Raw genomic sequence first — 23253 nt, forward strand, 5'->3', positions numbered from 1 at the left:
CGGAGAACTGCCCCAGTCGTCGTCGTGCCAACAGCGCTTCCCATCATATTGGAGATACAAATGAAGTTCGGCATTTACTACTCGTACTGGGAACAGGAGTGGAGCGCGGACTGCCTGAAATATGTCGAGAAGGTTGCCAGGCTCGGCTTCGATGTGATCGAGATCGCAGCGCATCATCTGAACAGCTATAGCCCGGCTCACATTGCGGAAGTTGCCCGCGCTGCTCGAGAGAACGGGATCACGCTTACCGCGGGAATAGGTCCGTCCCGCGAGAGGAACCTGTCCTCCCCCGATCCGGCGGTTAGGAAGGCAGGCCGGGCCTTTTTCGAGGAGACGCTGACGAACCTCGCCAAGCTCGACATCCACGTCATCGGTGGCGCTCTCCATTCCTACTGGCCGATCGACTATTCCAAGCCCGTTGACAAGGCAGGGGATTGGGCGAGAGGCGTTGAGGGTATTGCGGGTCTGGCCGATTTCGCCGGCAATCTCGGCATCAATCTGTGCCTCGAAGTGCTCAATCGGTTCGAGAACCACGTTCTCAACACCGCCGAAGAAGGGGTGGCTTTCGTTCGCGAAGTTGGCAAGCCCAACGTCAAGGTGATGCTCGACACGTTCCATATGAACATCGAGGAGGACAGTTTCGCACAGGCCATCCGAACTGCGGGGCCGTTGCTCGGTCATTTCCATACCGGCGAAAATAATCGCCGCGTTCCCGGCACGGGCCGTCTGCCTTGGCACGAGATCGGGACGGCACTGCGCGAGATCGGTTACAGCGGTGCGGTCGTGATGGAGCCCTTCGTCAAGATGGGCGGCCAGGTCGGCAACGACATCAAGGTCTGGCGCGATTTGAGCAATAATGCGGATGAAGCCAGGCTGGACGAGGATGCGCGCCGGTCGCTGGAATTCTCGCGGTTCGTGCTCGGCTGACTGGCAATGTCGCTGGCTTTCGTTCGGGACGGCGCCTGACCTTGTGGGGCCGGCATTCGGCAGGATGCGATTCACATTCATCCGTTGGAAGCAACGGACGATGAGAAGGACATGCCGATGACTTTGCATCAACAGGCGATCGCCGAAGTGGCAGGGCCGCTCAACAAGCTCGACGAGGCTGCCGTCGACAGTGCCGTCCGGACATAACATCCGCCAGGCATGTGAGCGTCTATGCGGGAGGCCGCGAGGGCCTTCAAGTCCGCGGCTTTGCCATGGGCCTGTTCCATCTCGGCCTCTCGGTGTCCGCCGATCATGACTTCCAAGAAACCATGATCTTCCCGCCGCTGGATTGCGGCCGCCAGGAAGGCGGCCGCATATGCTGCCGAGCTTCAGAACAATGTAACGACGCTTTTTAGCGTGATCCACAGACCCCAGAAAAGCAGGATGGCGACGGCGGCCCAGGCAAGCAGGGCCTTGAAGCAGGGCCTTGAAGCCGGGCCTGGCGACGATCCTTTGCCGATCGAGAAATCCGGCCCTTCTTGGTGCAGACAATATATCCTCTCGTGTGCCCGCATCGGTTGTCATGACACCCCCCGTCTTCGCAGCACCTTGTCGGCTGCGTTTGCCGATTTGATCCGGCCCATCGTTTGGTGGGGCCGATGCTTGGCTCAAGGCCATCGACAAGACGCCAGCAAGACGCATGCCATTCAACATGGTAAGCAATATCAAAGAGTTACTGGAATGTTGGATGGTGGCTACGGGCAATCTGTCCCAGGCGACGAACAAAATGTCCTGCCAAACCGGGGTGTGCATGACCGCAAGCCACGATGATCCGAACGCAAATCCAGGCGTCACCGAGCGATATGAGAACCCAAGCTATGGGCCGATGCGGAAACCCCTCGAGCCCCCACAGGGTCGGGACCGCTTCCGGAACCCGCCGCCCTGCGTGCCAATCGTGCCGGGCGCGCGAATGCCGTCGCCTTGATATGTTCGGACGTTTTGTCCGAGCTGGAGACGACAACCTGTCCGATATTGGTCGGTACGGCACGGCAACAAAGCGAATTGCCGACCGTTTTCGCTTTGGCACGCGTGTTGCTTTGCAACTGGCAGTGCAACAACGCCTGTCTTTCGGCGGGCAGGGATATCGCTGTGTCCTTGAAGGAGGAAACCTCGGACGGATGGTTGATCTCGGTTGACCGCTCCGGCCTGCTCGGGCGCGAAACAGGCCACCAACGTCCTGCCGCCCCGTGGAGCGCAGGGTCCATAGCACGCAACGACAAATCCGCCAGCAAACGCACCATGCGTTCTGTTGAACAGGGAGAAGACGATGAATTTGCAGCGGCTACAAAGCAAAGCAAACCACGACAATTTCATAATTCAGGATGCGGATATCGATCGCTCATATGACCCGCCGAAGCCCGTGCCCGCAGGCTCGGCCTGGATTCTGTGCGTCATCAATATCACCGACGTCGAATATGAGTATGCAGCGATCGCGGCGCATGGCGGCTCCTATGGCAAGTGGTTCAGGATCCCGGCCACCGGAAAGACCTGCCAGACAGACTATGACGAGTGTATGCGAACGGGAGGATGGAAGGTCATTTTGAACCTGCCGAAGGCGCCGCCGCCTTTCAGCCTTCGACTGGCAACAGGCCGTGACGAAATCGGCAATGCGACGGGAATGGAATTTCTTGGGATCGAGCCAGATGATACGTGCGATGGGGGCGTGGTCGGAATTGACCGCCTATTCTGACGCTGGATCGATACGATACTGGATTGGCTGGCGTGTTGGTGCTGCTAACAAAAGCTCGCTTGCAAACCGGAAGCGGAGGCGCAGTATTCCGATCTGCCCGTTCCTTCTCATGCGGTGGGAATCTCGAATGGCAGTTTTGCGCATTGCGCGACTTATTTTGCGCTGTAGCGTGACGGGCCCCATCGAAGAGTTCGTTGGGGAGGGGCCGCCGCGAAGCTCCAGAACGGACAATGGCTATGCCGTCGAACAAAACAGTCTGTCGTCGCGCTTGATCGCAAGTGCGTATGGAATGTCTATGCAGGTGCGACGGCAACAGAGGCACGCTCAACGATCTCCGTCGGCAGGATGATGCGTCTCGCCTCAACGTCGCTTCCGTTCAACCGCTCGACCAGCAACCTGGCGGCCGCTTCGCCGAGGCGATAGACGGGTTGGCGCACGACGGTGATGGGGGGCGTGGTGACGGACGTCCAGTCAGCATCATGGAACGACACCAGCGACAAATCATCGGGAATGCTAAGATCCAGTTCGCGGCGGGCCTTGAACACCTCGAGGCCGATCACGCTGTCTGAGGCGATGATCGCCGTCGGGCGCTGCGAAGATTTGAGCATCGCGGTCGCGATGCGGTGCGTTTGTTCCGGCGTGGTTGCCCCTACATGCACCCAGCTTTCCATGCCTTCCAGGCCTGCTTCGCGACAGATGCCGAGAAAGCCCTCGATGCGTTGGCGTACGGAACCGGTACTGATGTCGAACGGGTTGCTGAAGCGATGGTTCGGCGTGTCGGAGGCTGTAAGATAGGCGATGCGGCGATGGCCGAGCGCGATAAGCCGGCGCGTGATGCTCTCGGCGGCGTGCCGATCGTCGGTGGTCACCGTGTCGACGGATAGGCCTTCAACGGCGCGATCGAGCAGGACGAGCGGACGACCTGAGCGCTCGATATCGCGTAGGTGCTCGATATCGTTGTCGCGCGCGGGCGAAACGATCAGCCCGTCTACCCGCTTGGCGACCAGTGTCTTCACCGCCGCCTTTTCCGCCGCGATCTCCTCGCCGGAATTGGTGAGAATGACATCGAAGCCGGCAAGGCGTGCGACATCGGTGATGCCGCGCACCGCCGAGCTGAAGAAGGGGTTTTCGATGTCGCCGACCACGACGCCGATCGTGCCGGAGCGACCCGTGGTCATGCTGCGTGCCAGCTCATTCGGCCGGTAGTCGAGCATCTTGGCGGCAGCAAGGACCTTGATCCTTACCTTGTCGCTCACCGTGCCATATCCGCCCAGAACACGCGCCGCAGTTGCTTTCGAAACGCTGGCGACGCGCGCCACGTCGGCGACGGTCACGGAGGGCACCTTGCCATGATCCTGATCCATGGCCTCAGCTTTACAAGACATATTGACGACCGGTCAATGCAGATATAACAATCTAAAAATCAAAAGAGACCGGTCTCAATTAAAAAGAGACCGGTATCATATAAAAAATATATCTCATCCGCGCGGTAAGCGATGGAGGGCCGGACGCACGGCCGAGCACCATAGTCCGGTGCACGATTATGCGTCTGTCCGTCCGGCAAATGACCATCAGAGCAGGAGAACAAGACCGATGACCCATGCAACTACAACCCCCGGGATTCTGGGCCGGATACGGACCGCAGTCCTGGTCCTGGCGCTTGCCATCACCGGTGGCATGGCCTCAGCCGCGCTGGCCGACGACAACCCGCTCGGTCTCATCGATGCCAAGACGATCAGCGTCGGCACCATGGGTGACGCTAAACCTTACGCCTTCACCACCGCCGACGGCGGCTTTACAGGCTTCGACATCGAACTCTTTCTCAATGTCGCCGAGCGCATGGGCTACAAGAAAGATCAGGTCGTCTTCACCGGCCAGGAATTCTCCGCGCTCATGCCTTCGGTCGCCAATGGCCGCTTCGACATTGCTGCCGCAGCGATCGGCACGACCGACAAGCGCAAGCAAACCGTCGACTTTTCCGATGGCTATCTTGCAGGTTTCCTCAGTGTGTTGGCGTCAGATGCCGGCATCACCGATGCGAGCGGTCTCAAAGGCAAGCGTCTCGGCGTGGTGCAGGGCACGCTGCAGGAAATTTATGCCGAAAAGAATTTCGCCGGGACCGACTTGGTGAAGTTCCCCGACAACAATTCGGCTGTAGCAGCGCTCAACAATGGCACCATCGACGCCCATTTCCTCGACTATGAGGCGGCCAAGGACTATTCGGCCCGTTATCCGGCCTTGAAGGTTGCGGTCAACATCCCGAGTTTTGACGCCCCGGCCGGCTTTGTCATCCGGAAGGGGAATGATGCGCTGCGCACTGCGCTGAACAAAGCACTGCATGAGGCCATGCAGGATGGCACCTGGAAGAAACTGCACGAAAAGTGGTTCCCCGACACGCCAATGCCGGCCGACTATCTTCCCAAGCCATGATGCCACTTTGCCGGTCCGAACGCGCCGGCCGGACCGGTCTTTCATTCAAGGGACTTCCCTATGAACTGGCTTGAAAACCTTCGTCGTAGCTTCCTTGACTGGAATGCGATGGCCGAGGTGCTGCCGACCATGATCACGGTCGGCCTGAAGAACACGCTGATCCTGGCCGCAGCCTCCACCGTACTGGGCGTGGCGATCGGCATGGTATTGGCGATCATGGGCATTTCGCGCTCACCCTGGCTGCGCATTCCCGCCCGCGTCTACACCGATGTCTTTCGTGGTCTGCCGGCTATCGTCACCATCTTGCTGATTGGGCAGGGTTTCGCCCGCCTCGGACGCGATCTGTTCGGCCCATCGCCTTATCCGCTCGGTATTCTGGCGCTCAGCCTGATTGCTGGAGCCTATATCGGAGAGATTTTTCGCGCAGGGATCCAGAGTGTCGATCGCGGCCAGATGGAAGCCTGCCGGGCCTTGTCGATGAGCTACGGCGAAGGCATGCGGCTCATTGTCGTGCCGCAGGGCGTGCGCCGCGTTTTGCCGGCACTGGTCAACCAGTTCATAGGTAATGTGAAGGACTCAAGCCTGGTTTATTTTCTCGGCCTGCTTGCGTCCGAACGCGAGATTTTTCGTGTCGGCCAGGACCAGGCGGTGGTTACGGGTAATCTCTCGCCCCTATTGCTTGCAGGAGTTTTCTATCTCGTCGTAACAGTGCCGCTCACCCACCTGGTCAACTATATCGACAACCGCTTGCGCGTTGGCAAACAGCGGCCCACGGCCGTCTCCAGTGGACTGGAGGAAGTCAGCGAGTTGGAAGGTGTCAAGCGCGGCGAGATCAGCACAGTCTTCAAGGGAGGCAGCCTGGACGTGAGCGGCCTCGGTATGGCTTATGGCGAACTGGAGGTGCTGAAGGGCGTCGATCTTGCGGTCAAGCCCGGCAGTGTCACTTGCATCGTTGGCCCCTCGGGGTCGGGCAAGTCGACCCTGCTGCGCTGTCTCAACCGTCTGGTCGAGCCGAAGAGCGGCGACATCCTGCTCGATGGCAGCAGCATCCTTGCCATGAAGCCGGAAAAACTACGCCGCCGCGTCGGCATGGTGTTTCAGCATTTCAACCTGTTTCCGGATCACACGGCGCTGGAAAACGTCATGTTGTCGCCAAACCGGATAAAAGGCCTTTCGGCGCAAGAGGCCGAGCGCATTGCCAAGGCGCGGTTGGCGGATGTCGGCCTTGCGAGCCGCCAACACCATCGGCCCGGTGGTCTTTCCGGAGGCCAGCAGCAGCGCGTCGCCATTGCCCGTGCACTTGCCATGGAACCAGAAGTCATCCTCTTCGATGAAGTGACCAGCGCCCTCGATCCCGAACTCGTGAAGGGCGTGCTCAACCTGATGGCCGATCTCGGCAAGCGTGGCATGACCATGGTGGTCGTCACGCATGAAATGGGCTTTGCTCGGCGTGTTGCCGATCAGGTCGTCTTCATGGACGAAGGCTGCATCGTCGAGGCTGGTCCTCCGGATAGCATTTTCGATACCCCGCAAAGCCCGCGCCTCAAGCGTTTCCTTGCCGAAGTGCTGTGAATGCTCGACCAAAGTCCCACGATGACATCGCCATATGACCCGCGCCGTTTGAAAAGTCCGATGTTCTTCAAGGCCCCCAGACGACGCGGGGCTCTTGCGGACGCCGGAAGGTGCCCCAGTCATTTTCATCGCATGATTAGCTGATCGAAAGACCCGACTATGACCGATACCACCATCACCTCGGCCGTCATCATTGGCGCCGGCATTTTTGGCGTTTCCACGGGGATGCAACTCGCCCGGCGTGGCATTCGCGTCACCATCCTCAATGATGGTCCGCCGGCCAACGGCGCCTCCGGCCGCTCGCTCTCCTGGCTGAATTCCGCCCGCATGCGCTCTGAACCCTATCACCTTCTGCGCATGGCCGGGATCGACCGTTACCGTACGCTGTCGGTCAGGTTTCCAAATGCGGACTGGCTCCGCTTCGAAGGGGGCCTGACCTGGGATGCCAACGATACGAGCAACGAAATCGAGGCGGCATATTGCCATGAAGTTTCCATCGGCTATGACGCCCTGCGGCTTTCGGCTGGCGAGGTCGCCCGTGTTACGCCAGGCGTCGATGCGAGCGCGATCACGCCACAAGGCGCGATCTTCAATCCGGGGGAAGGCTGGGTCGATCTGCCAGCCTTGATCGGCGTGCTCCTCGAGGAATTCGCTGCGCGAGGCGGTGCGCTGGTGACGGAGGAGGGCGCGGCACGCGTCCTGGTCGAGAACGGCCGGGCGGTCGGTGCGCAAACTGCCGCAGGCAACCGCTTTCCGGCAGACGCCGTCGTGCTCGCGACCGGGCCTGCAGTGCCGAGGATGGTCGAGGAAAGCGGCCAGACGATCGGTGACGGAACCCCGGTCGCATTACTGGTCCAGACCAAGCCGTTCGTCCATCCGCTGCGCGCTGTTCTCAACACGCCGCGAGTCGCCGTCAGACCGGCGCTTGGCGGCACCTTTTCGCTGGACGCCGACTGGGCGGCGGACCAGGGGGTGAAACTCCGTCCAGATGGCGGATATGACGTCGACGGGTCGGTGGTTGATGCTCTGCTGGCCGAGGCAGCCAAGGTGATGGAGGGCAATCCGAAGCTTGAAGCCGCCTCCATTGACGTGGGCGGCAAGCCGATCCCGGGCGATGGCGAGCCGGTGGTGGGCGCCCTCGAGGCCATCCCCGGCTATTATGTTGTCTTTAGCCACAGCGGAGCAACCTTGGGCCTCATCGTCGGTGAACTGCTTGCTTACGAGGTGGCAACAGGCGCCGAGCATCCCATGCTCGCCACTTTTCGCCCTGAACGCTTCGCGGCGCGGTAGGTAGAAGAGGAAGCATCCAAACTCGTCGCGTTCGACGAGTTCGGATGCTCGCCGCCGCGCTGCAATATTCGCTGCGATGAATGGGGCTTCGATATGGCACGACCGATGCCGCGTCCAGCGCCGGTGACGAGCGCCACCTTGCCGTTGAGACCACCCATTTTCATCTCCATTTGACAGTGTTGGTGAGCTCTCCACGTGAGGCCGGCGCATAGCCGACACGGTCGAACCACTCGTACATCTTGGCGCCTTCCTCACCCATGCGTTGACGAATGACGTCCAGCGGCACCTGGAAATAGCTGAACGGGCGGCCGGTGACACGCGAGAGGATGGCGACGACGCCGTTGCCTGTGAGTTCGTCGCCCGCGAGGTCGAAGCGCTTGCCGGAAAAGCGACCTGGGTCCTCGAGGAGGCGAACCGCGACGGCTCCCATAGTGGGGACGGCCGATTTCGCGGCTGGTCGAGTGGTGCCGGTGCTGCCGCAATATACGCGCCGCAACCTCTCCATGAGCGTCGTCTACCCCAACCGGGCTCACCTGCCATTGGCCGTTTCGGCTTTCATCGATGCCGTCGTCGGCAGGATACGTGCCGAATTGCTCAGCGAACAAGGATTGACGTAGTCCGCGCCGGCGGCCGAGGCTTTCGACGGGCAAGCTCGCCATGCGGTTTGCCGTCTCCCGATCCGCGCTGTACTGGAAAAACCCCCGACCGCTTGCGCGTCGGGGGTCTTGCTCGGCTGATTGCGGTTATTTCGTGCCGTTGGCGGCCTGCTCGATGAGCTTGGCGACGACCCTGGGCTGCGAGACATAGACGGCGTGGCTGCCCTTGGTCTCGACCACGGTGGCGCCGGCACGCTTGGCCATCAGGCGCTGGGCAGGCGGGGGGATCATGTGGTCATCGGTGGCGACCAGATAGAAGCTGGGCTTTTCCTTCCAGGCCGGGACGGTGACGGCGCCCGCGAGTGCTTCGACACCCCATGGCACCTGGGAGTCGGCCATGAAGCCCGCGGTCCTGGGGGCGACGTCGGCTGCGAAGGAAGCTGCGAACTTGGCCTTGTCGAGGAGCAGGAAACCGTCGACCGGCGGCAGGATCGGCGGAACGGGCGCGCCGGCCGGCGGGTTGGCGATCAGGCTGGAAACGGATTCGCCCTTGTCCGGGGCGAAAGCGGCGATATAGACGAGCGCCTTCACCTTCTGGTCGGTTCCGGCTTCGGATACAACCACGCCGCCATAGGAGTGGCCGACGAGGACGACCGGGCCGTCCTGCTGGGCAATCGCCCGCTTGGTGACCGCCACGTCGTCCTTGAGCGAGGTGGTGGGATTTTGCACGATGGTGACGTTGTAGCCGTCCTTCTTGAGGATGTCGTAGACCCCCTGCCAGCCCGAGCCGTCGACGAAGCCGCCATGGACAAGCACGACGTTCCTGGTGGCGGGGGCGGCATGGGCCGGGGTGAGGGCGCTGGCGGAAAGGGCGATGGCAGCGGCGGCGGTGAGGGTCTTGATCATGTTCGGTCTCCCTGTGATATGTTGCGACAATCATTATCGTGATAATGATTCTATACGCACTCCCGATTTCCCTGTAAAGATATTTTTTATCGCGATAATGATTTTCGTGGAACGGGGCCGTTGCCCCAGGCTCTCGTGGAGGCTGCCATGACCGATGACACCACTTTGCCGCTGGACAGCCAGCTCTGCTTTTCGATCTACTCGGCTTCGATCGCCATCAATCGGGTCTACAAGCCGATGCTGGACGGGCTGGGCGTGACTTATACCCAATATCTCGTGCTGAGCACGTTGTGGGAAAAGGACGGCCTGACGATCTCGGCGATCGCCGAGCGCCTGGCACTGGAACCGAGCACGATTACGCCGGCGGTCAAGAGGCTGGAGGCGGCCGATTTTCTCGGGCGCAAGCGCAGTACCACCGATGAGCGGCTGGTGGAGGTCCACCTCGCCGCCAAAGGTCGCAATCTACGGACCAGGACAGGCTGCCTGACCGATGCCTTGCTCAGGCATTCCGGCTTCACCGTGCCGGAGATGATCGACCTCAATCATAAGGTCCAGAAGCTGCGCGATGGCATGCGCCAGGCGCTCGCCTAGGAAGGACCATGCGGTCATGAGGTCGAGCGCATCAGCTGTGCGATGAAAGAATAGCCTGGATTGCTGCCGTCTCTTTCGCGGCATTTTCCTTCTTGCGCCGCTGCTTGGGCCGAGACGGCATCACACCCAGATCCAACAGGCGCCGCTCGATCGCGAGTGCATAGATGACATTAAGAACATTGCGATCGGTTAGCGTCGGGTCGCTGAGTGCCAGCATGAATGCCCGCACAACGCGTCCATTATCGGTCTTTGCCACTTTGGCAGCCACGCCGTCGTAGAGAGCATCACCGCGAAGGCCGTCCGTCGCACCCTTCACCAAGGCTGCGTAGATCTTGTCCTTTGTCTGCCCCATTTTCGTTACTCCGACCTATCGGCGTCGTGAGCCAATCTCAGGCAATTTGATAGAATACTACAAGATTGGCCTTCACTCTGGTCATATAGCCTGTGCGGATTGCTGGATCACGGGTCTCAATCCGCGGTGGGCAAGCGGCCACACAAAAGTGGACCTCGCGCCCCTGACAGGGGTTCGAGGCCCGCTAAAACGGCCAGACGATGTGTCCGCACCGATGGAAAGGTCCTGGCGAACTCAGCCCGCAGCCGGTGCCGCGCCAATGCTTGAGTCCCATGCTCGTTTCAGTGGGCGCCGCCGCCACCATTGCCGGCCTGGATCTTCCGGGTCAGGAGCACCGCGACCGCTGCGAGTGCCAGCACCGTGCCAATCACCGCGAACGTGTCGCCAAAGCCCAGAATGAGCGCCTGGCGGTGCACGGTCGCCCCGATCACACCGATCGCCTTGTGCTGGGCAAGGGCGGCATCGGTCACGCCATGCGCCATGAAATACTGTGTCAGGTGATCGATCCTGTCGCGCACCTCGTCTCGAAACAAAGTGACGGACTGGCCGATGATGTTGGAGTGAAACTGCTCGCGCTTGGTGAGCACCGTTCCTAGCGCGGCGGTACCGACCGCGCCGCCCAGATTGCGCAGCATGTTCGAAAGGCCCGACGCCGCGCCGGCGTCGCTGGGCGCGATGCCCGCGGTGGTGATCACGCTGATCGGCGTCAGCACCAGGGCCTGGCCGATGGCGCGCACGATATTGGGCAGGAAGAACTGGTCGCCGGCATTGTCCAGCGAAAGGTTGACATTCATGAAGGCGCTTGCCGCGAAAATGCTGATGCCGACGAAAGCGATGAAACGCACGTCGAAATGCTTGAGCAGCAGTGGCACGAACGGAATGATGAGGAGTTGCGGCAGGCCGGTCCAGGCCAGGACCAGGCCGATCTGCTCGGCATTGTAGCGCTGCACCTGGCCCAGATATTGCGGCAAGATGTAGACAGTGCCGAAGAGTGCTACGCCCACCAGCACGTTGACCACGATGCCGATGCCGAAATTGCGCTGTATCAGGAGGCGCAACTGGACCAGCGGCTTCTTGACGGTCAGCTCGATGACGATGAAGGCGGTCAGGAACAGGCCTGCGATCAAGGCGAGCTTGACGATGAAAGTCGACTGGAACCAATCATCCTTGTTACCTTCCTCGAGCACGGTCTGCAGCGCTGCAAGCCCGATGGCCATGGTGGTGATACCGGCCCAGTCGCCCTCCCTGAGGAGAGAGAGCTGCATCGGCTTCTTTTCCAGCGTGAAATAGAGCGCCACGAACATGAGCAGACTCGGCGGCGCATTGACGAAGAAGATGGTCTGCCAGCCGTAATTCTCGGTGAGATAGCCGCCGATGGTCGGGCCGATGGCGGGGGCGAAAGTGACCGACAAGGCGAACATGGCCAGCCCGATGGGTTGCTGGCTCTTGGGCAGCCTGGTCAGCACCATGGTGAAGGCCATGGGGATCAGCACGCCGCCGGCGAAACCCTGGAGACCACGCAACGCGATCATCGTGCCGAGATCATGGGCGAAGGCACAGGCTGCCGAAAACAGGGCGAACAGCACCACATTCACCAGCATGTAGAGCCGGAACGAAAAGACGCGGCTGAGATAGTCCGTCAAGGGGATCACCACGATCTCGCCGATGAGATAGGACGTCGAGATCCAGGCACCATTGTCGACGCCGGTGCCGATGCCTCCTTCGATGTTGAGCAACGAGGCGTTGGTGATCTGAATGTTGAGGATCGCCATGAAGGCGCCGATCATGGCGGCGAGCACCGCGATCCAGGCGTTTGTACTCGCCTTTTCGACCGGCTTCGCCGCAAGAGGCTGGGCTTGAGAAGAGCCGAGCCCAACGATCTGGGTCTGGGTAGACATCGCAGCCTCCTGGCCGCTGTGTGAAAGGGGCGCGCCTTAGTTGATCGCACCAGCCGCCGAGGCGATCCGCGTCACCTCCGGCTTGGTGTCGATGGACGGGTAGACCGACATGCCGGGTCTAAGCACGACAGGAAGGGCGCCTGCCTGGTCGAGTACGATCTTCACCGGGATGCGCTGTACGATCTTGGTGAAATTGCCGGTGGCGTTGTCCGGCGGCAGCAAGGCAAATTCCTGGCCGCTTGCCGGCGACAGGCTGTCCACATGGCCTTTGAAGATCTGTCCGGGGAAGGTATCGACCTCAATTTCGACCGGCTGCCCGGCCTGGACATCGGTGAGCTGGGTCTCCTTGTAGTTGGCGATGATGTAGGCCTCGCGGCTCGGCACCACAGCCATGAGCTGTGTGCCGGCCTGGACATATTGGCCGACCCGCAAGGTGCGGTTGCCGACCATGCCGTCGATGGGGGCAACGAGATTGGTATAAGATAGATTCAACTCGGCCTGGTCCTGCGCTGCCTTGGCGCCGGCGAGCGCGGCCTGCGCCTGGGTAAGCTCGGCCCGGTTCACGTCGAGCTGCTTGGTGGCCCTGGCGAGCACGGCGGTGTCGCGCGTGACTGCGGCGCGGGCGGCGGCAATGCGGGAGGAGGCCTGCTGCGCGTTCTGGAGGCTGCCGAAGCCTTTCTGCGCGAGCTCGGCATAGCGCTTGTCTTCCTGCTCGGCGAAGGTCTGGTTAGCAAGGTCGACGGCGACGGTCGCCTGCGCCGCGTCGATCTCAGCCTGTTCGGCAACCAGGGCTGCCTCCTTGTTGGCGATATTGGCGCTGGCCGCCGCGACCTGCGCCCGGGCCTGTTCGAGGGCGACCTTGAAGTCGCGGTCGTCGATCCGGGCCAGGACTTCGCCGGCCTTTACCGGCTGATTGTCGTTGACCAACACCGTCGCGACATAGCCGGACACCTTCGGGGAAATCGTCGTGCTGTCGGCCTTGACATAGGCGTCGTCCGTGGCGACCAGGAAGCGGCCGACCGTCCAATAGTCCCAGCCATAATGCGCGGCACCTGCAAAAGCGGCAAGGGCAACGCCGGCAAGCAACAGCCAGCGCGCTGGACGTGCTTTTCTTGTCGATTGCTGTGGAACGGGGAGGGTAGGCTCATTGACCAGCTCTATGCCGGGCAGTGCCTCGGCCGCCGGGACGGTCTTCTCATTGGTGAAGACGACTTCATGCTTGCTCATGATCCGATCCTTTCCTGGTGGAGCTGCCGGAATCGGGCTTGCTCTCTTTTAGGAAAATTGTTATTTTCCTAATTAGTCTCAGTTGCTCTTGCTGTCAATAGAATTTGGAAAATGGTCATGATCCTAAATGTGGAAACTCCCAGGCGCCAGCGTGGGCGACCGCAGATCCGGCCGGATGCAGAAACCAGGCAGTTGATCGTCGAAGCCGCCCGTTGTGAATTCCATGGCCATGGCTATGCCGGCGCCAGCATGGGGCGTGTTGCCGAACGGGCGGGGGTCTCAACCAAGACCATGTACCGCCTGATCCCGACCAAGGCCGATCTGTTCCGCAGTGTCGTCGCGGCACGGATTTCGCGCTTCTTTCTGGACCTGGACGAGGAGCGCCTCGAAAAGCTACCGATCGAGGTGGCCCTTGAGCATATTCTGGTCGGCTATGGCGCCTTGACCTTCGACGAGGAGGCGGTTTCGAGCCTTCGTCTCGTCATGGCCGAATGCGACCGCTTTCCCGAGATTGCCACCGCCTTCTATGAACTGGCTTTGCGTCCCACCAGCCAGACCATGGTGGCATGGCTCAAGCGGCAGCACGATCTCGGCGAAATCGAGATCGAAGACCCCGAGGCTGCAGTCGGCATGCTCCGCGGCATGATGACCATGGAGCCGCAGCGTGCCATCATGCTCGGCCTGCGCTCCCCGCCCGGACGCGAGGAGATCGCGGCCCGGGCGCGTCGGTGCGCCCGTCTCTTTCTGAACGGATGCCGGGCTCACAGAGACTAGAATCGATCTTTGCGGACGGTCGCGGTTTCGATCAGTCCGGCGACGGTTGCCGGGCCTCAACGCACTGAACGGAATGTCGCGCGCAGGTCTTGCGATAGGGCCTCCGGCTGTTCCCAGGCCGCAAAATGCGTGCCCTCGTCGTGGCGCTTGTAGAAGACCAGGTTCGGATAGGCCTTGCGGGTCCAGCTTTCCGGCGCCTGGTAGATCTCGTCACGAAAGGCGCTGACGCCGGTCGGCAAGGAGATGCCCTTGGGCGCGAAGAAGGCGAGCTTGCTTTCCCGATACAGCCGCGCCGATGAGACCGCCGTGTTCGTCAGCCAGTAAAGCGTGATGTTGTCGACGATATCGTCTTTCGTCAGGCCTTCCCTGGCGCCGTCGAAGACGCGCGCGATCAGGTTATAGCTGCGGATGTCGTGGTCGATGATCCAGGCCGCGAGGCCGACTGGCGAATCCGCCAGCGCATAGAGCGTCTGCGGCCGGCCTGCCATTTCCTGCGCATAGCCAAGCCCGGTCGAATAGAAATCGACGAGCTGATCCCAGGCGTGCTTCTCCTCGCCATTCAAATCCGCGGGCTCCGGGCCGTTCGGGATCAGCGGAGCGATCCGCGGAGGAATGGTCGCGGGCATGTTGGTGTGGATCGCCGCGAGGCCGGGCGGACGCTGCAGCGCCATCTGCTCGGTCACCGCGTTGCCCCAGTCTCCGCCCTGCGCGACGTAGCGGTCATAACCCAGCCGCTGCATCAGCACGGCCCAGGCACGCGCGATATGCTGCGGGTCCCAGCCATTGACGGTGGGCTTGCCGGAAAAGCCATAGCCCGGCAATGACGGGATCACCACATCGAACGCATCGGCCGCACTGCCGCCATAAGCGATCGGATCGGTGAGCGGGCCGATGATCTTCAACTGCTCGATGATCGACCCAGGCCAGCCATGCGTGACGATGATCGGCAGCGCGTTGGGATGCCTCGACTTCACGTGGATGAAGTGAATGTCGACGCCGTCGATATTGGTGATGAAGTTCGGATAGCTGTTGATCCGCGCTTCGGCACGGCGCCAATCATGCTGGTTCGCCCAATAGTCGGCGAGCTTCTGAATGGTCGAGAGACCAACGCCCTGTGTCGGATCGTTCTCGCGTTCCGGCCATTTGGTCGACTTGATCCGACGCTTCAGGTCGGCAAGTTCGTCGTCGGTCGCATGGTAGCGAAACGGCTGGATCGAACTGTCGCCGATCGTCTTATGGCCGACAGCGGCAGCGTCGGACGACGGGTTGCCGGTGCTCGAAGGGGATGCTGTTGCGGTGGATATCAAGGCAGGAAGCATCACACCGATCGTTCCGGCGACGGCCGATGCGACGAAGTTCCTGCGGCCAATCAAGGGGTGGGAGGCAGGCATGGCAGTTCTCCTGAAGCAGTTCTTGGGAAGCCGATGGGCTTCTTGATGAAAAATGTGTGAAAACAAAGAGTTAGAGGGAGAGTGCGATTTAGAGAATTTGCACTTTCCCCGGGGGTGCTTGAGCGAAGACGCGGCAGGATCGATGAGAAGGCCGCGCCGCGTCCTTGGCTCCGCGTGCGTGGGAGCCGTGAGTCCAGAGTCAGCGGGTTTGGACTACGCAGAAACGGCGAGCGCGACGCTGGCGGTGATGCCGCTACGGGTCATCTTCGAATAGGGGCAGGTCGCGTGAGCGCGCTCGACCAGCCGCTGTGCGACATCATCGGCGATGCCGGGGATGCTGACGTTCAGGCGGGCGGTCAGGAAATACCCCTCCGCTTCATCAAGCGACAGGTTCACCTCGGCGTCGACCGCAGTCTCGGCCGGAAGCCTGATGCCCTGTTCCCTGGCAGCGTGTCCGAGCGCGCCCTCGAAGCAGGCGGACCAGCCCGCCGCGAAAAGCTGTTCGGGATTGGTGCCGGGACGGTTCGAGCCGGGCACCGACAGCTTGACGTCGAGCTGGCCGTCCGAACTTTTTGCCCAGCCTTCGCGGCCGCCGACGGTGTGGACATGTGCGGTGAAGAGAGTCTTGGCAGTCATGGGAAGTCTCCTGTTGTTGTATTCGGTGATGACCGATACTTGGAGGAGACTTAAGACCGACAGCAGACGGCCAAAACGATAGGCAGCCTCTCAGGCGCTGATATGGAAAACCCCAGGTCGATTGTCGCGACGTGCCATGACGTCACCACCTCGCCTCTCGATTGAACTCAGGTTGGTTTGAACGCGCCGAGATCTTTCAGCTTACGCTTCAGGCGTGGCGCTATCCAATCGATGAAGACTCGTACTTTCAAGGGCAGCAGCCCTTGGCGAACATAAACCAGGTGCACGGGAAATGATGGGCTCTCATAGTCGTCGAGTATCGCGACCAAGGCGCCCGATTGCAGATCGCCAGCGACCTGGTAGCGGGGGAGGCGGACGATGCCGACTCCACGCAAGGCCGCGGTCAGGGTAGCCGTCGCGGTATTGGCGCGAATGCGGACGTTGGGCTTGCCTTCCTGCCTGCGGCCTTCGCGCTGATAGAGCCAGCCTGGTTCGGTGATGTGGCCGAAGACGGCGCCTTCGTGGCCGGTGAGGTCTTCCGGGCTCGAGGGGCACCCCTTGCGCGCCAGATATTCCGGGCTGGCGCAGGTCACGAAGTCGAAATCGCCGACCTTGACCGCATAGAACGAACTGTCGGCAAGTTCACCCAGGCGAACGCCAACATCGACATGCTCATCGACAAGGTTCACGACACGATCGAGAGAGAGAATGTTCAGCGTGATCTCGGGGTGTTCGCACATGAAGTCATAGGCGAAGGGCAGCACATGGTCATGACCGAACGCGATCGGCACGGTGATCGTCAAAACGCCCCTGGGCGTTTCATATTCACCTGATGCCCGCAGTTCGGCATCCTCGATTTGCGCGATGATCTGGCGGGCCGCATCGACATAGTCGCGGCCCGTATCGGTGAGCTGGACGTTCCGGCTGGTCCGAACCAAAAGGCGCGTGCCGAGATGGCGTTCGAGGTCCGCGACCTTCCGGCTGACGCTCGGCAGCGGTGCATTCAGCTTGCGACTTCCGGCCGACAAACTGCCGGCGTCGACGACCGCCAGCAAAACCTGCATTGCGTCGAGACGGTCCATAAGGCCATACCCCCCACATTACCGGATTCAGCTCTGATCCGTAGTGCTGATAGGGCATTGTATAGACACATTGCTTGTTCGGCATCGCGTGTAGATGCGCGGCGAGCGATCACGCGAGCTAAAAGATACCCGATCCGGGACAGGACAAGGCCGAGAAGCCTCACATTGCCGTTGAGGTCGGTTGAACGATATGCTGGGCCTTTCGCTTTTTCGAGAGGCTGGTTTTCATTCTTGATAGCTGCCGCGCGACATCCAGAACCACTAGTTTTCCTTCGATCGCCAGGCATCGCAGGAGCTGATGCCCGTGGATAGCTGAGGAGATACGAGAATGTCAGAGACAATGGGGACCGCCGTCGTCACCGGCGCATCGAGTGGAATCGGCGCGGTCTATGCCGACCGCCTTGCCGAACGGGGGTACGACCTCGTCCTGATCGCGCGCAACGCGGACAAGCTCGCACATGTCGCCGAACGGATCCGTGCCAAGACCAGCAGCAAAGTGGACGTCATGTCGGCCGACCTTGCGGATGCCGCGGACCTCGCCCAGGTCGAGGCCTTTCTCAGGGATACCCCGGACGTTACCTTGCTCGTCAATAATGCGGGTCTTGGCGGGGCGCTGAAGCTGGTCAACTCCGACGTTGACCAGATGACTTCGCTGATTTCGCTCAACGTCACGGCGCTCACCCGCTTGACCTATGCGGCCGTCCCGCAATTCATCGCGCGAGGCACCGGTACGATCATCAATATCGCCTCGATCGTTGCCATCAATCCGGAGGCGCTGAACGGCGTCTACGGTGGCAGCAAGGCGTTCGTCCTCGCCTTCAGCCAGAACCTTCAGCACGAGCTCGCTGGCACCGGCGTCACCGTGCAGGTTGTGCTTCCGGGCGCTACCGCGACCGACTTCTGGGCGATCGCCGGCCGCCCGCTTGAGCAGATGCCGGCCGCGATGGTCATGCGTAGCGAGGATCTCGTCGAGGCGGCGCTCATCGGACTTGACCGGGGCGAGTTTGCCACCATCCCCTCTCTCCAGGATGGCGAACTCTTCGACGCCTACGAGGCCGCCCGACGGGCGATGATCGGCAAGCTTTCCACGGCTACCCCGGCGCCCCGCTACCGCGACGTGGGTTAGGGCTTTGTCGCAAATCTTCAGCGGCCTGAGGATGTCGACCTAACTCTGCCTTTGTGCAGGCGGCGATCGCATCGAATTGTTCTTTGATGTTCGGGGCTAGATCGAAGGCGAAACGACCCCTGCATCATGCCACAGTCTGCCTGAGTGAAACGCATCCGCTCAGGCGGGGACCCCCAATTGCCCGACGGGAATGTGGCAACGTATGAAACCATCAGCCGTGCGTTGAAGGGGCGGACGGCTTTGCGCGCATCGAGAGTCGACCTGGCGCGGGCAGCGGCCCGCCAATGGGCATCCTTCCCCGTGTACCGACATGGACTGAGGCATCGCCGGCGGCATCGGCTTATAATCGTCCTTGTGCAGGTCGGGCGCGGCGCGCAGCAGCATTTCCGTATAGGGGTGCCGGGGCGAGCTAAAGAGGGCCTTGGTCCGGCTGACCTGCATGAGCTCGCCGAGATAGAGGACAGCCACCCGGTCGGCCAACTGGCGTACCACGGCCAGGTCATGCGAGATGAACAGCATGGCCACGGCATGCTGCGCCTTCAAGGAGGCCAGCAGTTCGACGATCTTGGCTTGAACGGAGACGTCGAGGGCAGACAGGATCTCGTCGCAGATCAAAAGCTGCGGCTTGACGAGCAGGGCCCGAGCGATCGCCACGCGCTGGCGCTCGCCACCGGACAATTGCTCGGGAAAGCGCTCGAGGTAGTCGGCATGAAGGCCGACGCTTTCCAGGATATTTTCAAGCGTTGCCGTCTCGAATTCGATGCCGAAATGATCCAAAGGGCGTTCGAGAATGGCCCGGACCTTGCGGCGCGGGTTGAGGGAGGCATCCGGATTTTGGAAAATATACTGGATCTGCCGCAATTGCTGGCGTGAGCGCTGAGAAAGCCGCGGTTCCAGCCGTTCGCCGCCCAGGCTGATGGATCCCGACCGGGGCGCCAGACGGCCACTGATGGCGCGCGCGATCGTCGACTTGCCACTGCCGGATTCACCGACCAGCGCCACGATCTCACCGGCGTTCAGTTCGATCTCGATCTCGCGTGCCGTGACCTTCCCCTCCTGGCCGAGCAAGGTCCTCAGCCAGCCGGATTGAGTGTAGGAGAGCGTCAGATTTTGCAGTGAAAGCAAATTGCCAGTGGCATCGGTGTTGCCGATGGGTGTCTTGTCGAGCACCGGCGGCGTCGCGGGCGGCGCAAGTTCTCTCCAGCGCATGCAGGCCACCGCATGGCTGGCGTCAACCTTGTCGAGGGATTGTGGGGTCGAGCGGCAAGCCTCACTGGCGGCATCGCAGCGCGGCTGGAATTTGCAGCCGCCGGGCATTTGATCCCGCCTCAGGACGCCCTTCAGGCCCCTGGCTCCCAGGGTGGCGTGCTGGATTGTCGGAATGGAGGCGATCAGACCGCGTGAATAGGGGTGGAGCGGCCGCGACAGCAAGGTTTCGCTGTGGGCGGTCTCGACCAATTGGCCGGCATACATGACGCCGATCCGGTCGGCGATCTGGGCTAGCAGGGCAAGATCATGGGTGACATAGAGCATCGCCATGCCGATCCGGCTTCTGAGCTCCGACAGCAGGCGGATGATCTGGCGCTGGGTCGTGACGTCGAGGCCGGTCGTCGGTTCATCCAGGACGAGAAGATCGGGATTGCAGGCAACCGCCATAGCGATGGTGACGCGCTGCTGCTGCCCGCCGGAGAGTTCGTGCGGGTAGCGCCGGCGGACGTCGCCAAGGCCCACCAACGCAAACAGCTCCCGCAACCTGTCATCCATCGAGACATTGTCCGCAAGGGCTCGATGGGTCGAGATCATCTCGCGGATCTGCGACCCCACGCGCATGCCCGGGCTCAAGGCCGTCGTCGGGTTCTGGGGGACGAAGGCAATCTTTCGCCCGCGCAGCGCGGCCAGCGAAGGCGCGTCGAGTTGCAGCAAGTCGGTTCCCTCGAAAAGGACCTGGCCTGTCTGGACCCTGCTGTTGGGCGCCTGGTAGCCGAGCAGCCGATAGGCCACCGTCGATTTTCCGCAGCCCGATTCACCGACCAGGCCGAAGGCTTCTCCACGTGCGATGTCGAACGAGACCCCTTCGACGATATTCGTCCACCCGGCCGGTCCCGCATAGGCGATGGAAAGATTGTTGACGGCAATCAGCTTCGTCATGGTTCAGGCTCCCATCGCCGGCCGCTGGCCGAGCATGCGCGACAGGCCATCGGTGAACAGGTTGAGGCCGATCACCAGAGAGGCGAGGCCGAGCCCGGGGCCGAATACTGTCGCGGGCGAAGCAATCAGGAGATTGCGGTTTTCGCTGATCATCAGGCCCCATTCTGGGGTCGGCGGCCGGATGCCGAAGCCGAGAAAGCCCAGCGCGCCGATGAGGATGGGCGCATAGCTCAGGCGCAACGAAAACTCGACCAGGAGGATGTTGGCAGCGTTGGGCAGGATTTCGCGCAGCACGATCGACCACAGTCCCTCGCCGCGAAGCTGAGCGACAGCGACATATTCGCGCGTGGCGATTTCCATCGCCGCCGCCCTGGCGATACGGGCAATGCGGGGTGCGTAGACCAGGCCGACCACGAAGACGATCAACAGCGGATTTCCCGCCAGTGCCGGGCCTGCCGCAATGATGACGACCAGGGCCAGGGCCAGGAACGGGATGCTGATCATCGCCTCGACCAGGCGTTGGGAAATCTCGTCGAACCAGCCTCCGACATAGCCCGAAATCAGCCCCAGGATCGTTCCTGCCGTCATGCCCAATATGGTGCCGCCGCAGGCCAGCAGGAGCACGATGTGGGCGCCATGCATGAACCGGCTGAAGACATCGCGCCCGATCTGGTCGACCCCCATCGGATGCAGCCAGGACATGCCCGACAGGGGCATGCCCGTCGCCATCTGGGCGAAGCCATAGGGCGTCCACAGCGCGCCGATGGCCGCGAACAGCACATGGGCGGCAAGGATCGTCGCGCCGATCCGGAAGGGGCCGGGCGTATCACGCCAGCCCCAGCCGCCGATGCGCAGCCTCTGCCGCCTTTGGCGGCTATCGAGCCTGATGAACGTCATGAACCTGTCCTCAAGCGGGGTTGCAGGAGGGTGGCGCCGAGATCGGCGAGCAGATTGGCCGCGATGTAGACGGCTGCGCTGATCATCACCGTCGCCTTGATCAGCGGGATGTCGCGCAATTGCAGCGCGTCGATCAAAAGCGTGCCGAAGCCGGGATAGGAAAATACGCGCTCCACGATGACCACGCCGCCGATCAGGAAGCCGAGATTGAGCGCGGTGACGTTCAAGGCCGGCACGATCGCATTCGGCAGCGCATGGCGCCAAAGCACGGCGCGAGGCTTGAGGCCCTTCAGTTCTGCCAGGCGCACATAGTCCGAGCGCAGTACCTCGATCAGGCTGTCGCGCAGGACCCGGATCGCATAGACGGCCATCATGATGGCCAGTGTGACCGCAGGCAGAACCATGGCGCGCAACGTGCTCGCCCAGCTGCTGGTTTCGGATATGGTCGACAGGGCCGGCAGGATCGGCAATGCCACTGCGAACACGAAGAGCAGGATGGTTGCCAGCAGGAAATCCGGCAAGGACAGCAGCAGCAGCGTGATGAAGGATATCACATTGTCGGCGATGCTGCCTCGTCGTGTCGCCTGGACGACGGCGGGAACGATCGCAAGCACGACATAAAAGGTGAATGCCAGCGAGGAAAGCAGCAGCGTGTTGACGATGCGCGGGGCCAAGACGTCCGCGATCGGCCGGCCGGTGGCAAGCGAAGCACCGAGATTGCCGTGCAGAAGATCGGTGAGCCAGGTCAGATATCGGCTCCAGGCCGGTTGATCGAGATGCATTTGCTGGCGCAGTACTTCCAGAGCCTTCTGCGTGGCATCGCGTCCGAGGATGCGCGAGGCGATGTCTCCCGGCAGGGCCTCCAGGATGAGGAAGATCAGTATCGACACCAGCAACAAGGTGAAGATCGACAGGCCGACCCTGGCAATGACGAGGCGAAGGATCTTCATGGCGCTTCGTTCCCCTGTGTGGTCGAAGCGGGCAGGAAGGCTGCATCGGTGAGAAGGTCGCCCGCCCAGACGTAGAGCAGCACCAAGGGCCTGTCGGCCGACAATGTGGCGTGGGGGAGCCAGGGGGGATGGTGAATGATCTCGCCGGCCTGACGCGAGACCCAGGACGAAGTGCCCGCCTGCCAGAACGAAGGACCGGTCAAGGGATAGTAGATTTCGTCGGCGGGATGATGATGGAGCGGGTAATGGGTCTGGGGGCCCAGGAACATCAAGCCGAAGGCGATCTGACTGTCGGTCAGCAGGGTGGGGGGGCCGTTCTGCGGGCCGCAGATGACGGCATAGCCGTAATTGTCCGCAAAGCTTGGGCTGGGCGGAGCGGCGAGATAGCTGGGACTGCGTGTGACATGGACAACAGGCAGGAGATTGAGGAGGGCGCTTGCCAGCGGCGAAGGATCGCCGTTGGCCGCAAGCTCCGCCTCGCAGGCCGACTGGATCGGCACGCGCGCGCTCGGGATTTCGCGGACGGCCGTGAGGCTCTGGGCCAGAACCCGCAGACGGCTGGCATGGGAGGAAGCCACCGGATGGTGCGGACTGTCCAGGCCGTCAGCGAAATCGAGCATGAATCTTGTCAGACGATGAAGTGGCATACGCAAACGGCCCTTCTCAGGAGCACGAGGCTCCTGAGGCTGAATTCGGAAAGAGGTGATGGA

General features: G+C 61.7%; 22 protein-coding genes. 9 read left to right on the plus strand and 13 right to left on the minus strand.

Annotated elements, in window-relative coordinates; genetic code table 11:
• The first annotated feature begins 60 nt into the window (after positions 1-60).
• Together ACZYTC_RS33520 and ACZYTC_RS33525 are read left to right on the plus strand one after the other, a co-directional pair.
• Entirely contained in the window at positions 61-927 is an 867-nt protein-coding gene (locus tag ACZYTC_RS33520) for a D-psicose 3-epimerase (protein WP_454817247.1), read from the plus strand.
• Positions 928-2254: 1327 nt separating this feature from the next.
• A complete protein-coding gene (locus ACZYTC_RS33525; RefSeq protein WP_488991686.1) occupies positions 2255-2677 on the plus strand; it encodes a hypothetical protein in 423 nt (140 codons plus the stop codon).
• Between the two features lie 293 nt (positions 2678-2970).
• Here ACZYTC_RS33525 and ACZYTC_RS33530 read toward each other — a convergent pair whose 3' ends face one another.
• On the minus strand, positions 2971-4041 hold the full coding sequence (locus ACZYTC_RS33530) for a LacI family DNA-binding transcriptional regulator (protein ID WP_488991687.1): 1071 nt from the start codon (positions 4039-4041) through the stop codon (positions 2971-2973).
• Between the two features lie 313 nt (positions 4042-4354).
• Between ACZYTC_RS33530 and ACZYTC_RS33535 the strand changes: the two genes are divergently transcribed.
• From ACZYTC_RS33535 to ACZYTC_RS33545, 3 genes are all read left to right on the plus strand, one after another.
• Positions 4355-5107, plus strand: a complete 753-nt coding sequence (locus ACZYTC_RS33535; protein ID WP_434961373.1) for an ABC transporter substrate-binding protein — start codon at positions 4355-4357, stop codon at positions 5105-5107.
• Between the two features lie 60 nt (positions 5108-5167).
• A complete protein-coding gene (locus ACZYTC_RS33540) occupies positions 5168-6679 on the plus strand; it encodes an amino acid ABC transporter permease/ATP-binding protein (RefSeq protein WP_488991688.1) in 1512 nt (503 codons plus the stop codon).
• A gap of 159 nt (positions 6680-6838) precedes the next feature.
• Positions 6839-7969 (plus strand): NAD(P)/FAD-dependent oxidoreductase, encoded by a 1131-nt coding sequence (locus ACZYTC_RS33545; protein WP_488991689.1) that lies wholly within the window; start codon positions 6839-6841, stop codon positions 7967-7969.
• A 160-nt stretch (positions 7970-8129) separates the two neighbouring features.
• Here ACZYTC_RS33545 and ACZYTC_RS33550 read toward each other — a convergent pair whose 3' ends face one another.
• The gene (locus ACZYTC_RS33550) at positions 8130-8399 is read right to left on the minus strand and encodes an NmrA family NAD(P)-binding protein (protein ID WP_488991690.1); all 270 of its coding nucleotides are present in this window, start codon (positions 8397-8399) and stop codon (positions 8130-8132) included.
• Between the two features lies 1 nt (position 8400).
• On the opposite strand from ACZYTC_RS33550, the gene ACZYTC_RS33555 reads away from it, so the two are divergent.
• Complete coding sequence (locus ACZYTC_RS33555; protein WP_434961218.1) at positions 8401-8586, plus strand: type 2 periplasmic-binding domain-containing protein; 186 nt, start codon at positions 8401-8403, stop codon at positions 8584-8586.
• Positions 8587-8712: 126 nt separating this feature from the next.
• On the opposite strand, the gene ACZYTC_RS33560 is transcribed toward ACZYTC_RS33555, so the two are convergent.
• Positions 8713-9471 (minus strand): alpha/beta fold hydrolase, encoded by a 759-nt coding sequence (locus tag ACZYTC_RS33560; protein ID WP_488991691.1) that lies wholly within the window; start codon positions 9469-9471, stop codon positions 8713-8715.
• Between the two features lie 147 nt (positions 9472-9618).
• Between ACZYTC_RS33560 and ACZYTC_RS33565 the strand changes: the two genes are divergently transcribed.
• Complete coding sequence (locus tag ACZYTC_RS33565) at positions 9619-10062, plus strand: MarR family winged helix-turn-helix transcriptional regulator (RefSeq protein WP_488991692.1); 444 nt, start codon at positions 9619-9621, stop codon at positions 10060-10062.
• Between the two features lie 31 nt (positions 10063-10093).
• On the opposite strand, the gene ACZYTC_RS33570 is transcribed toward ACZYTC_RS33565, so the two are convergent.
• The 3 genes from ACZYTC_RS33570 to ACZYTC_RS33580 all read right to left on the minus strand — a co-directional run bounded on the left by ACZYTC_RS33570 (position 10094) and on the right by ACZYTC_RS33580 (position 13539).
• On the minus strand, positions 10094-10414 hold the full coding sequence (locus tag ACZYTC_RS33570) for a hypothetical protein (RefSeq protein WP_488991693.1): 321 nt from the start codon (positions 10412-10414) through the stop codon (positions 10094-10096).
• Between the two features lie 281 nt (positions 10415-10695).
• A complete protein-coding gene (locus ACZYTC_RS33575; RefSeq protein ID WP_434961214.1) occupies positions 10696-12312 on the minus strand; it encodes a DHA2 family efflux MFS transporter permease subunit in 1617 nt (538 codons plus the stop codon).
• A 36-nt stretch (positions 12313-12348) separates the two neighbouring features.
• Positions 12349-13539 carry an HlyD family secretion protein gene (locus ACZYTC_RS33580; protein WP_488991694.1) on the minus strand — a complete coding sequence of 397 codons (1191 nt, stop codon included), beginning with the start codon at positions 13537-13539 and terminating at the stop codon, positions 12349-12351.
• 117 nt (positions 13540-13656) lie between these two features.
• Here ACZYTC_RS33580 and ACZYTC_RS33585 point away from each other — a divergent pair, with 117 nt between their 5' ends.
• Positions 13657-14313, plus strand: a complete 657-nt coding sequence (locus tag ACZYTC_RS33585; RefSeq protein ID WP_434961212.1) for a TetR/AcrR family transcriptional regulator — start codon at positions 13657-13659, stop codon at positions 14311-14313.
• 56 nt (positions 14314-14369) lie between these two features.
• On the opposite strand, the gene ACZYTC_RS33590 is transcribed toward ACZYTC_RS33585, so the two are convergent.
• From ACZYTC_RS33590 to ACZYTC_RS33600, 3 genes are all read right to left on the minus strand, one after another.
• Positions 14370-15704, minus strand: a complete 1335-nt coding sequence (locus ACZYTC_RS33590; RefSeq protein WP_434961211.1) for an epoxide hydrolase family protein — start codon at positions 15702-15704, stop codon at positions 14370-14372.
• Positions 15705-15917: 213 nt separating this feature from the next.
• A complete protein-coding gene (locus tag ACZYTC_RS33595; protein ID WP_441774279.1) occupies positions 15918-16340 on the minus strand; it encodes an organic hydroperoxide resistance protein in 423 nt (140 codons plus the stop codon).
• Positions 16341-16507: 167 nt separating this feature from the next.
• Complete coding sequence (locus tag ACZYTC_RS33600; RefSeq protein WP_441774280.1) at positions 16508-17422, minus strand: LysR family transcriptional regulator; 915 nt, start codon at positions 17420-17422, stop codon at positions 16508-16510.
• Between the two features lie 328 nt (positions 17423-17750).
• On the opposite strand from ACZYTC_RS33600, the gene ACZYTC_RS33605 reads away from it, so the two are divergent.
• A complete protein-coding gene (locus tag ACZYTC_RS33605; RefSeq protein ID WP_488991695.1) occupies positions 17751-18548 on the plus strand; it encodes an SDR family NAD(P)-dependent oxidoreductase in 798 nt (265 codons plus the stop codon).
• Positions 18549-18707: 159 nt separating this feature from the next.
• On the opposite strand, the gene ACZYTC_RS33610 is transcribed toward ACZYTC_RS33605, so the two are convergent.
• The 4 genes from ACZYTC_RS33610 to ACZYTC_RS33625 are packed head-to-tail and all read right to left on the minus strand — an operon-like array spanning position 18708 to position 23163.
• Positions 18708-20696: an ABC transporter ATP-binding protein gene (locus ACZYTC_RS33610; protein ID WP_488991696.1), complete on the minus strand. Its 1989-nt coding sequence runs from the start codon at positions 20694-20696 to the stop codon at positions 18708-18710.
• A 3-nt stretch (positions 20697-20699) separates the two neighbouring features.
• The gene (locus ACZYTC_RS33615) at positions 20700-21593 is read right to left on the minus strand and encodes an ABC transporter permease (protein ID WP_434961206.1); all 894 of its coding nucleotides are present in this window, start codon (positions 21591-21593) and stop codon (positions 20700-20702) included.
• Positions 21590-22543, minus strand: coding sequence for an ABC transporter permease (locus ACZYTC_RS33620; RefSeq protein WP_454818797.1), 954 nt, complete (start codon positions 22541-22543; stop codon positions 21590-21592). The genes ACZYTC_RS33615 and ACZYTC_RS33620 overlap by 4 nt, the downstream gene beginning before the upstream one ends.
• Entirely contained in the window at positions 22540-23163 is a 624-nt protein-coding gene (locus tag ACZYTC_RS33625; protein ID WP_488991697.1) for a dimethylsulfonioproprionate lyase family protein, read from the minus strand. The genes ACZYTC_RS33620 and ACZYTC_RS33625 overlap by 4 nt, the downstream gene beginning before the upstream one ends.
• Positions 23164-23253: the final 90 nt, after the last annotated feature.

The sequence above is a fragment of the Labrys sp. F242 genome (assembly GCF_057813875.1).

Bases quoted from the DNA above. Each gene is read 5' to 3' on its own strand.
- ACZYTC_RS33520 (WP_454817247.1), top strand. From the start codon at position 61: ATGAAGTTCGGCATTTACTACTCGTACTGGGAACAGGAGTGGAGCGCG.
- ACZYTC_RS33525 (WP_488991686.1), top strand. From the start codon at position 2,255: ATGAATTTGCAGCGGCTACAAAGCAAAGCAAACCACGACAATTTCATA.
- ACZYTC_RS33530 (WP_488991687.1), bottom strand. From the start codon at position 4,041: ATGGATCAGGATCATGGCAAGGTGCCCTCCGTGACCGTCGCCGACGTG.
- ACZYTC_RS33535 (WP_434961373.1), top strand. From the start codon at position 4,355: ATGGCCTCAGCCGCGCTGGCCGACGACAACCCGCTCGGTCTCATCGAT.
- ACZYTC_RS33540 (WP_488991688.1), top strand. From the start codon at position 5,168: ATGAACTGGCTTGAAAACCTTCGTCGTAGCTTCCTTGACTGGAATGCG.
- ACZYTC_RS33545 (WP_488991689.1), top strand. From the start codon at position 6,839: ATGACCGATACCACCATCACCTCGGCCGTCATCATTGGCGCCGGCATT.
- ACZYTC_RS33550 (WP_488991690.1), bottom strand. From the start codon at position 8,399: ATGGGAGCCGTCGCGGTTCGCCTCCTCGAGGACCCAGGTCGCTTTTCC.
- ACZYTC_RS33560 (WP_488991691.1), bottom strand. From the start codon at position 9,471: ATGATCAAGACCCTCACCGCCGCCGCTGCCATCGCCCTTTCCGCCAGC.
- ACZYTC_RS33565 (WP_488991692.1), top strand. From the start codon at position 9,619: ATGACCGATGACACCACTTTGCCGCTGGACAGCCAGCTCTGCTTTTCG.
- ACZYTC_RS33570 (WP_488991693.1), bottom strand. From the start codon at position 10,414: ATGGGGCAGACAAAGGACAAGATCTACGCAGCCTTGGTGAAGGGTGCG.
- ACZYTC_RS33575 (WP_434961214.1), bottom strand. From the start codon at position 12,312: ATGTCTACCCAGACCCAGATCGTTGGGCTCGGCTCTTCTCAAGCCCAG.
- ACZYTC_RS33580 (WP_488991694.1), bottom strand. From the start codon at position 13,539: ATGAGCAAGCATGAAGTCGTCTTCACCAATGAGAAGACCGTCCCGGCG.
- ACZYTC_RS33585 (WP_434961212.1), top strand. From the start codon at position 13,657: ATGATCCTAAATGTGGAAACTCCCAGGCGCCAGCGTGGGCGACCGCAG.
- ACZYTC_RS33590 (WP_434961211.1), bottom strand. From the start codon at position 15,704: ATGCCTGCCTCCCACCCCTTGATTGGCCGCAGGAACTTCGTCGCATCG.
- ACZYTC_RS33595 (WP_441774279.1), bottom strand. From the start codon at position 16,340: ATGACTGCCAAGACTCTCTTCACCGCACATGTCCACACCGTCGGCGGC.
- ACZYTC_RS33600 (WP_441774280.1), bottom strand. From the start codon at position 17,422: ATGGACCGTCTCGACGCAATGCAGGTTTTGCTGGCGGTCGTCGACGCC.
- ACZYTC_RS33605 (WP_488991695.1), top strand. From the start codon at position 17,751: ATGTCAGAGACAATGGGGACCGCCGTCGTCACCGGCGCATCGAGTGGA.
- ACZYTC_RS33610 (WP_488991696.1), bottom strand. From the start codon at position 20,696: ATGACGAAGCTGATTGCCGTCAACAATCTTTCCATCGCCTATGCGGGA.
- ACZYTC_RS33615 (WP_434961206.1), bottom strand. From the start codon at position 21,593: ATGACGTTCATCAGGCTCGATAGCCGCCAAAGGCGGCAGAGGCTGCGC.
- ACZYTC_RS33620 (WP_454818797.1), bottom strand. From the start codon at position 22,543: ATGAAGATCCTTCGCCTCGTCATTGCCAGGGTCGGCCTGTCGATCTTC.
- ACZYTC_RS33625 (WP_488991697.1), bottom strand. From the start codon at position 23,163: ATGCTCGATTTCGCTGACGGCCTGGACAGTCCGCACCATCCGGTGGCT.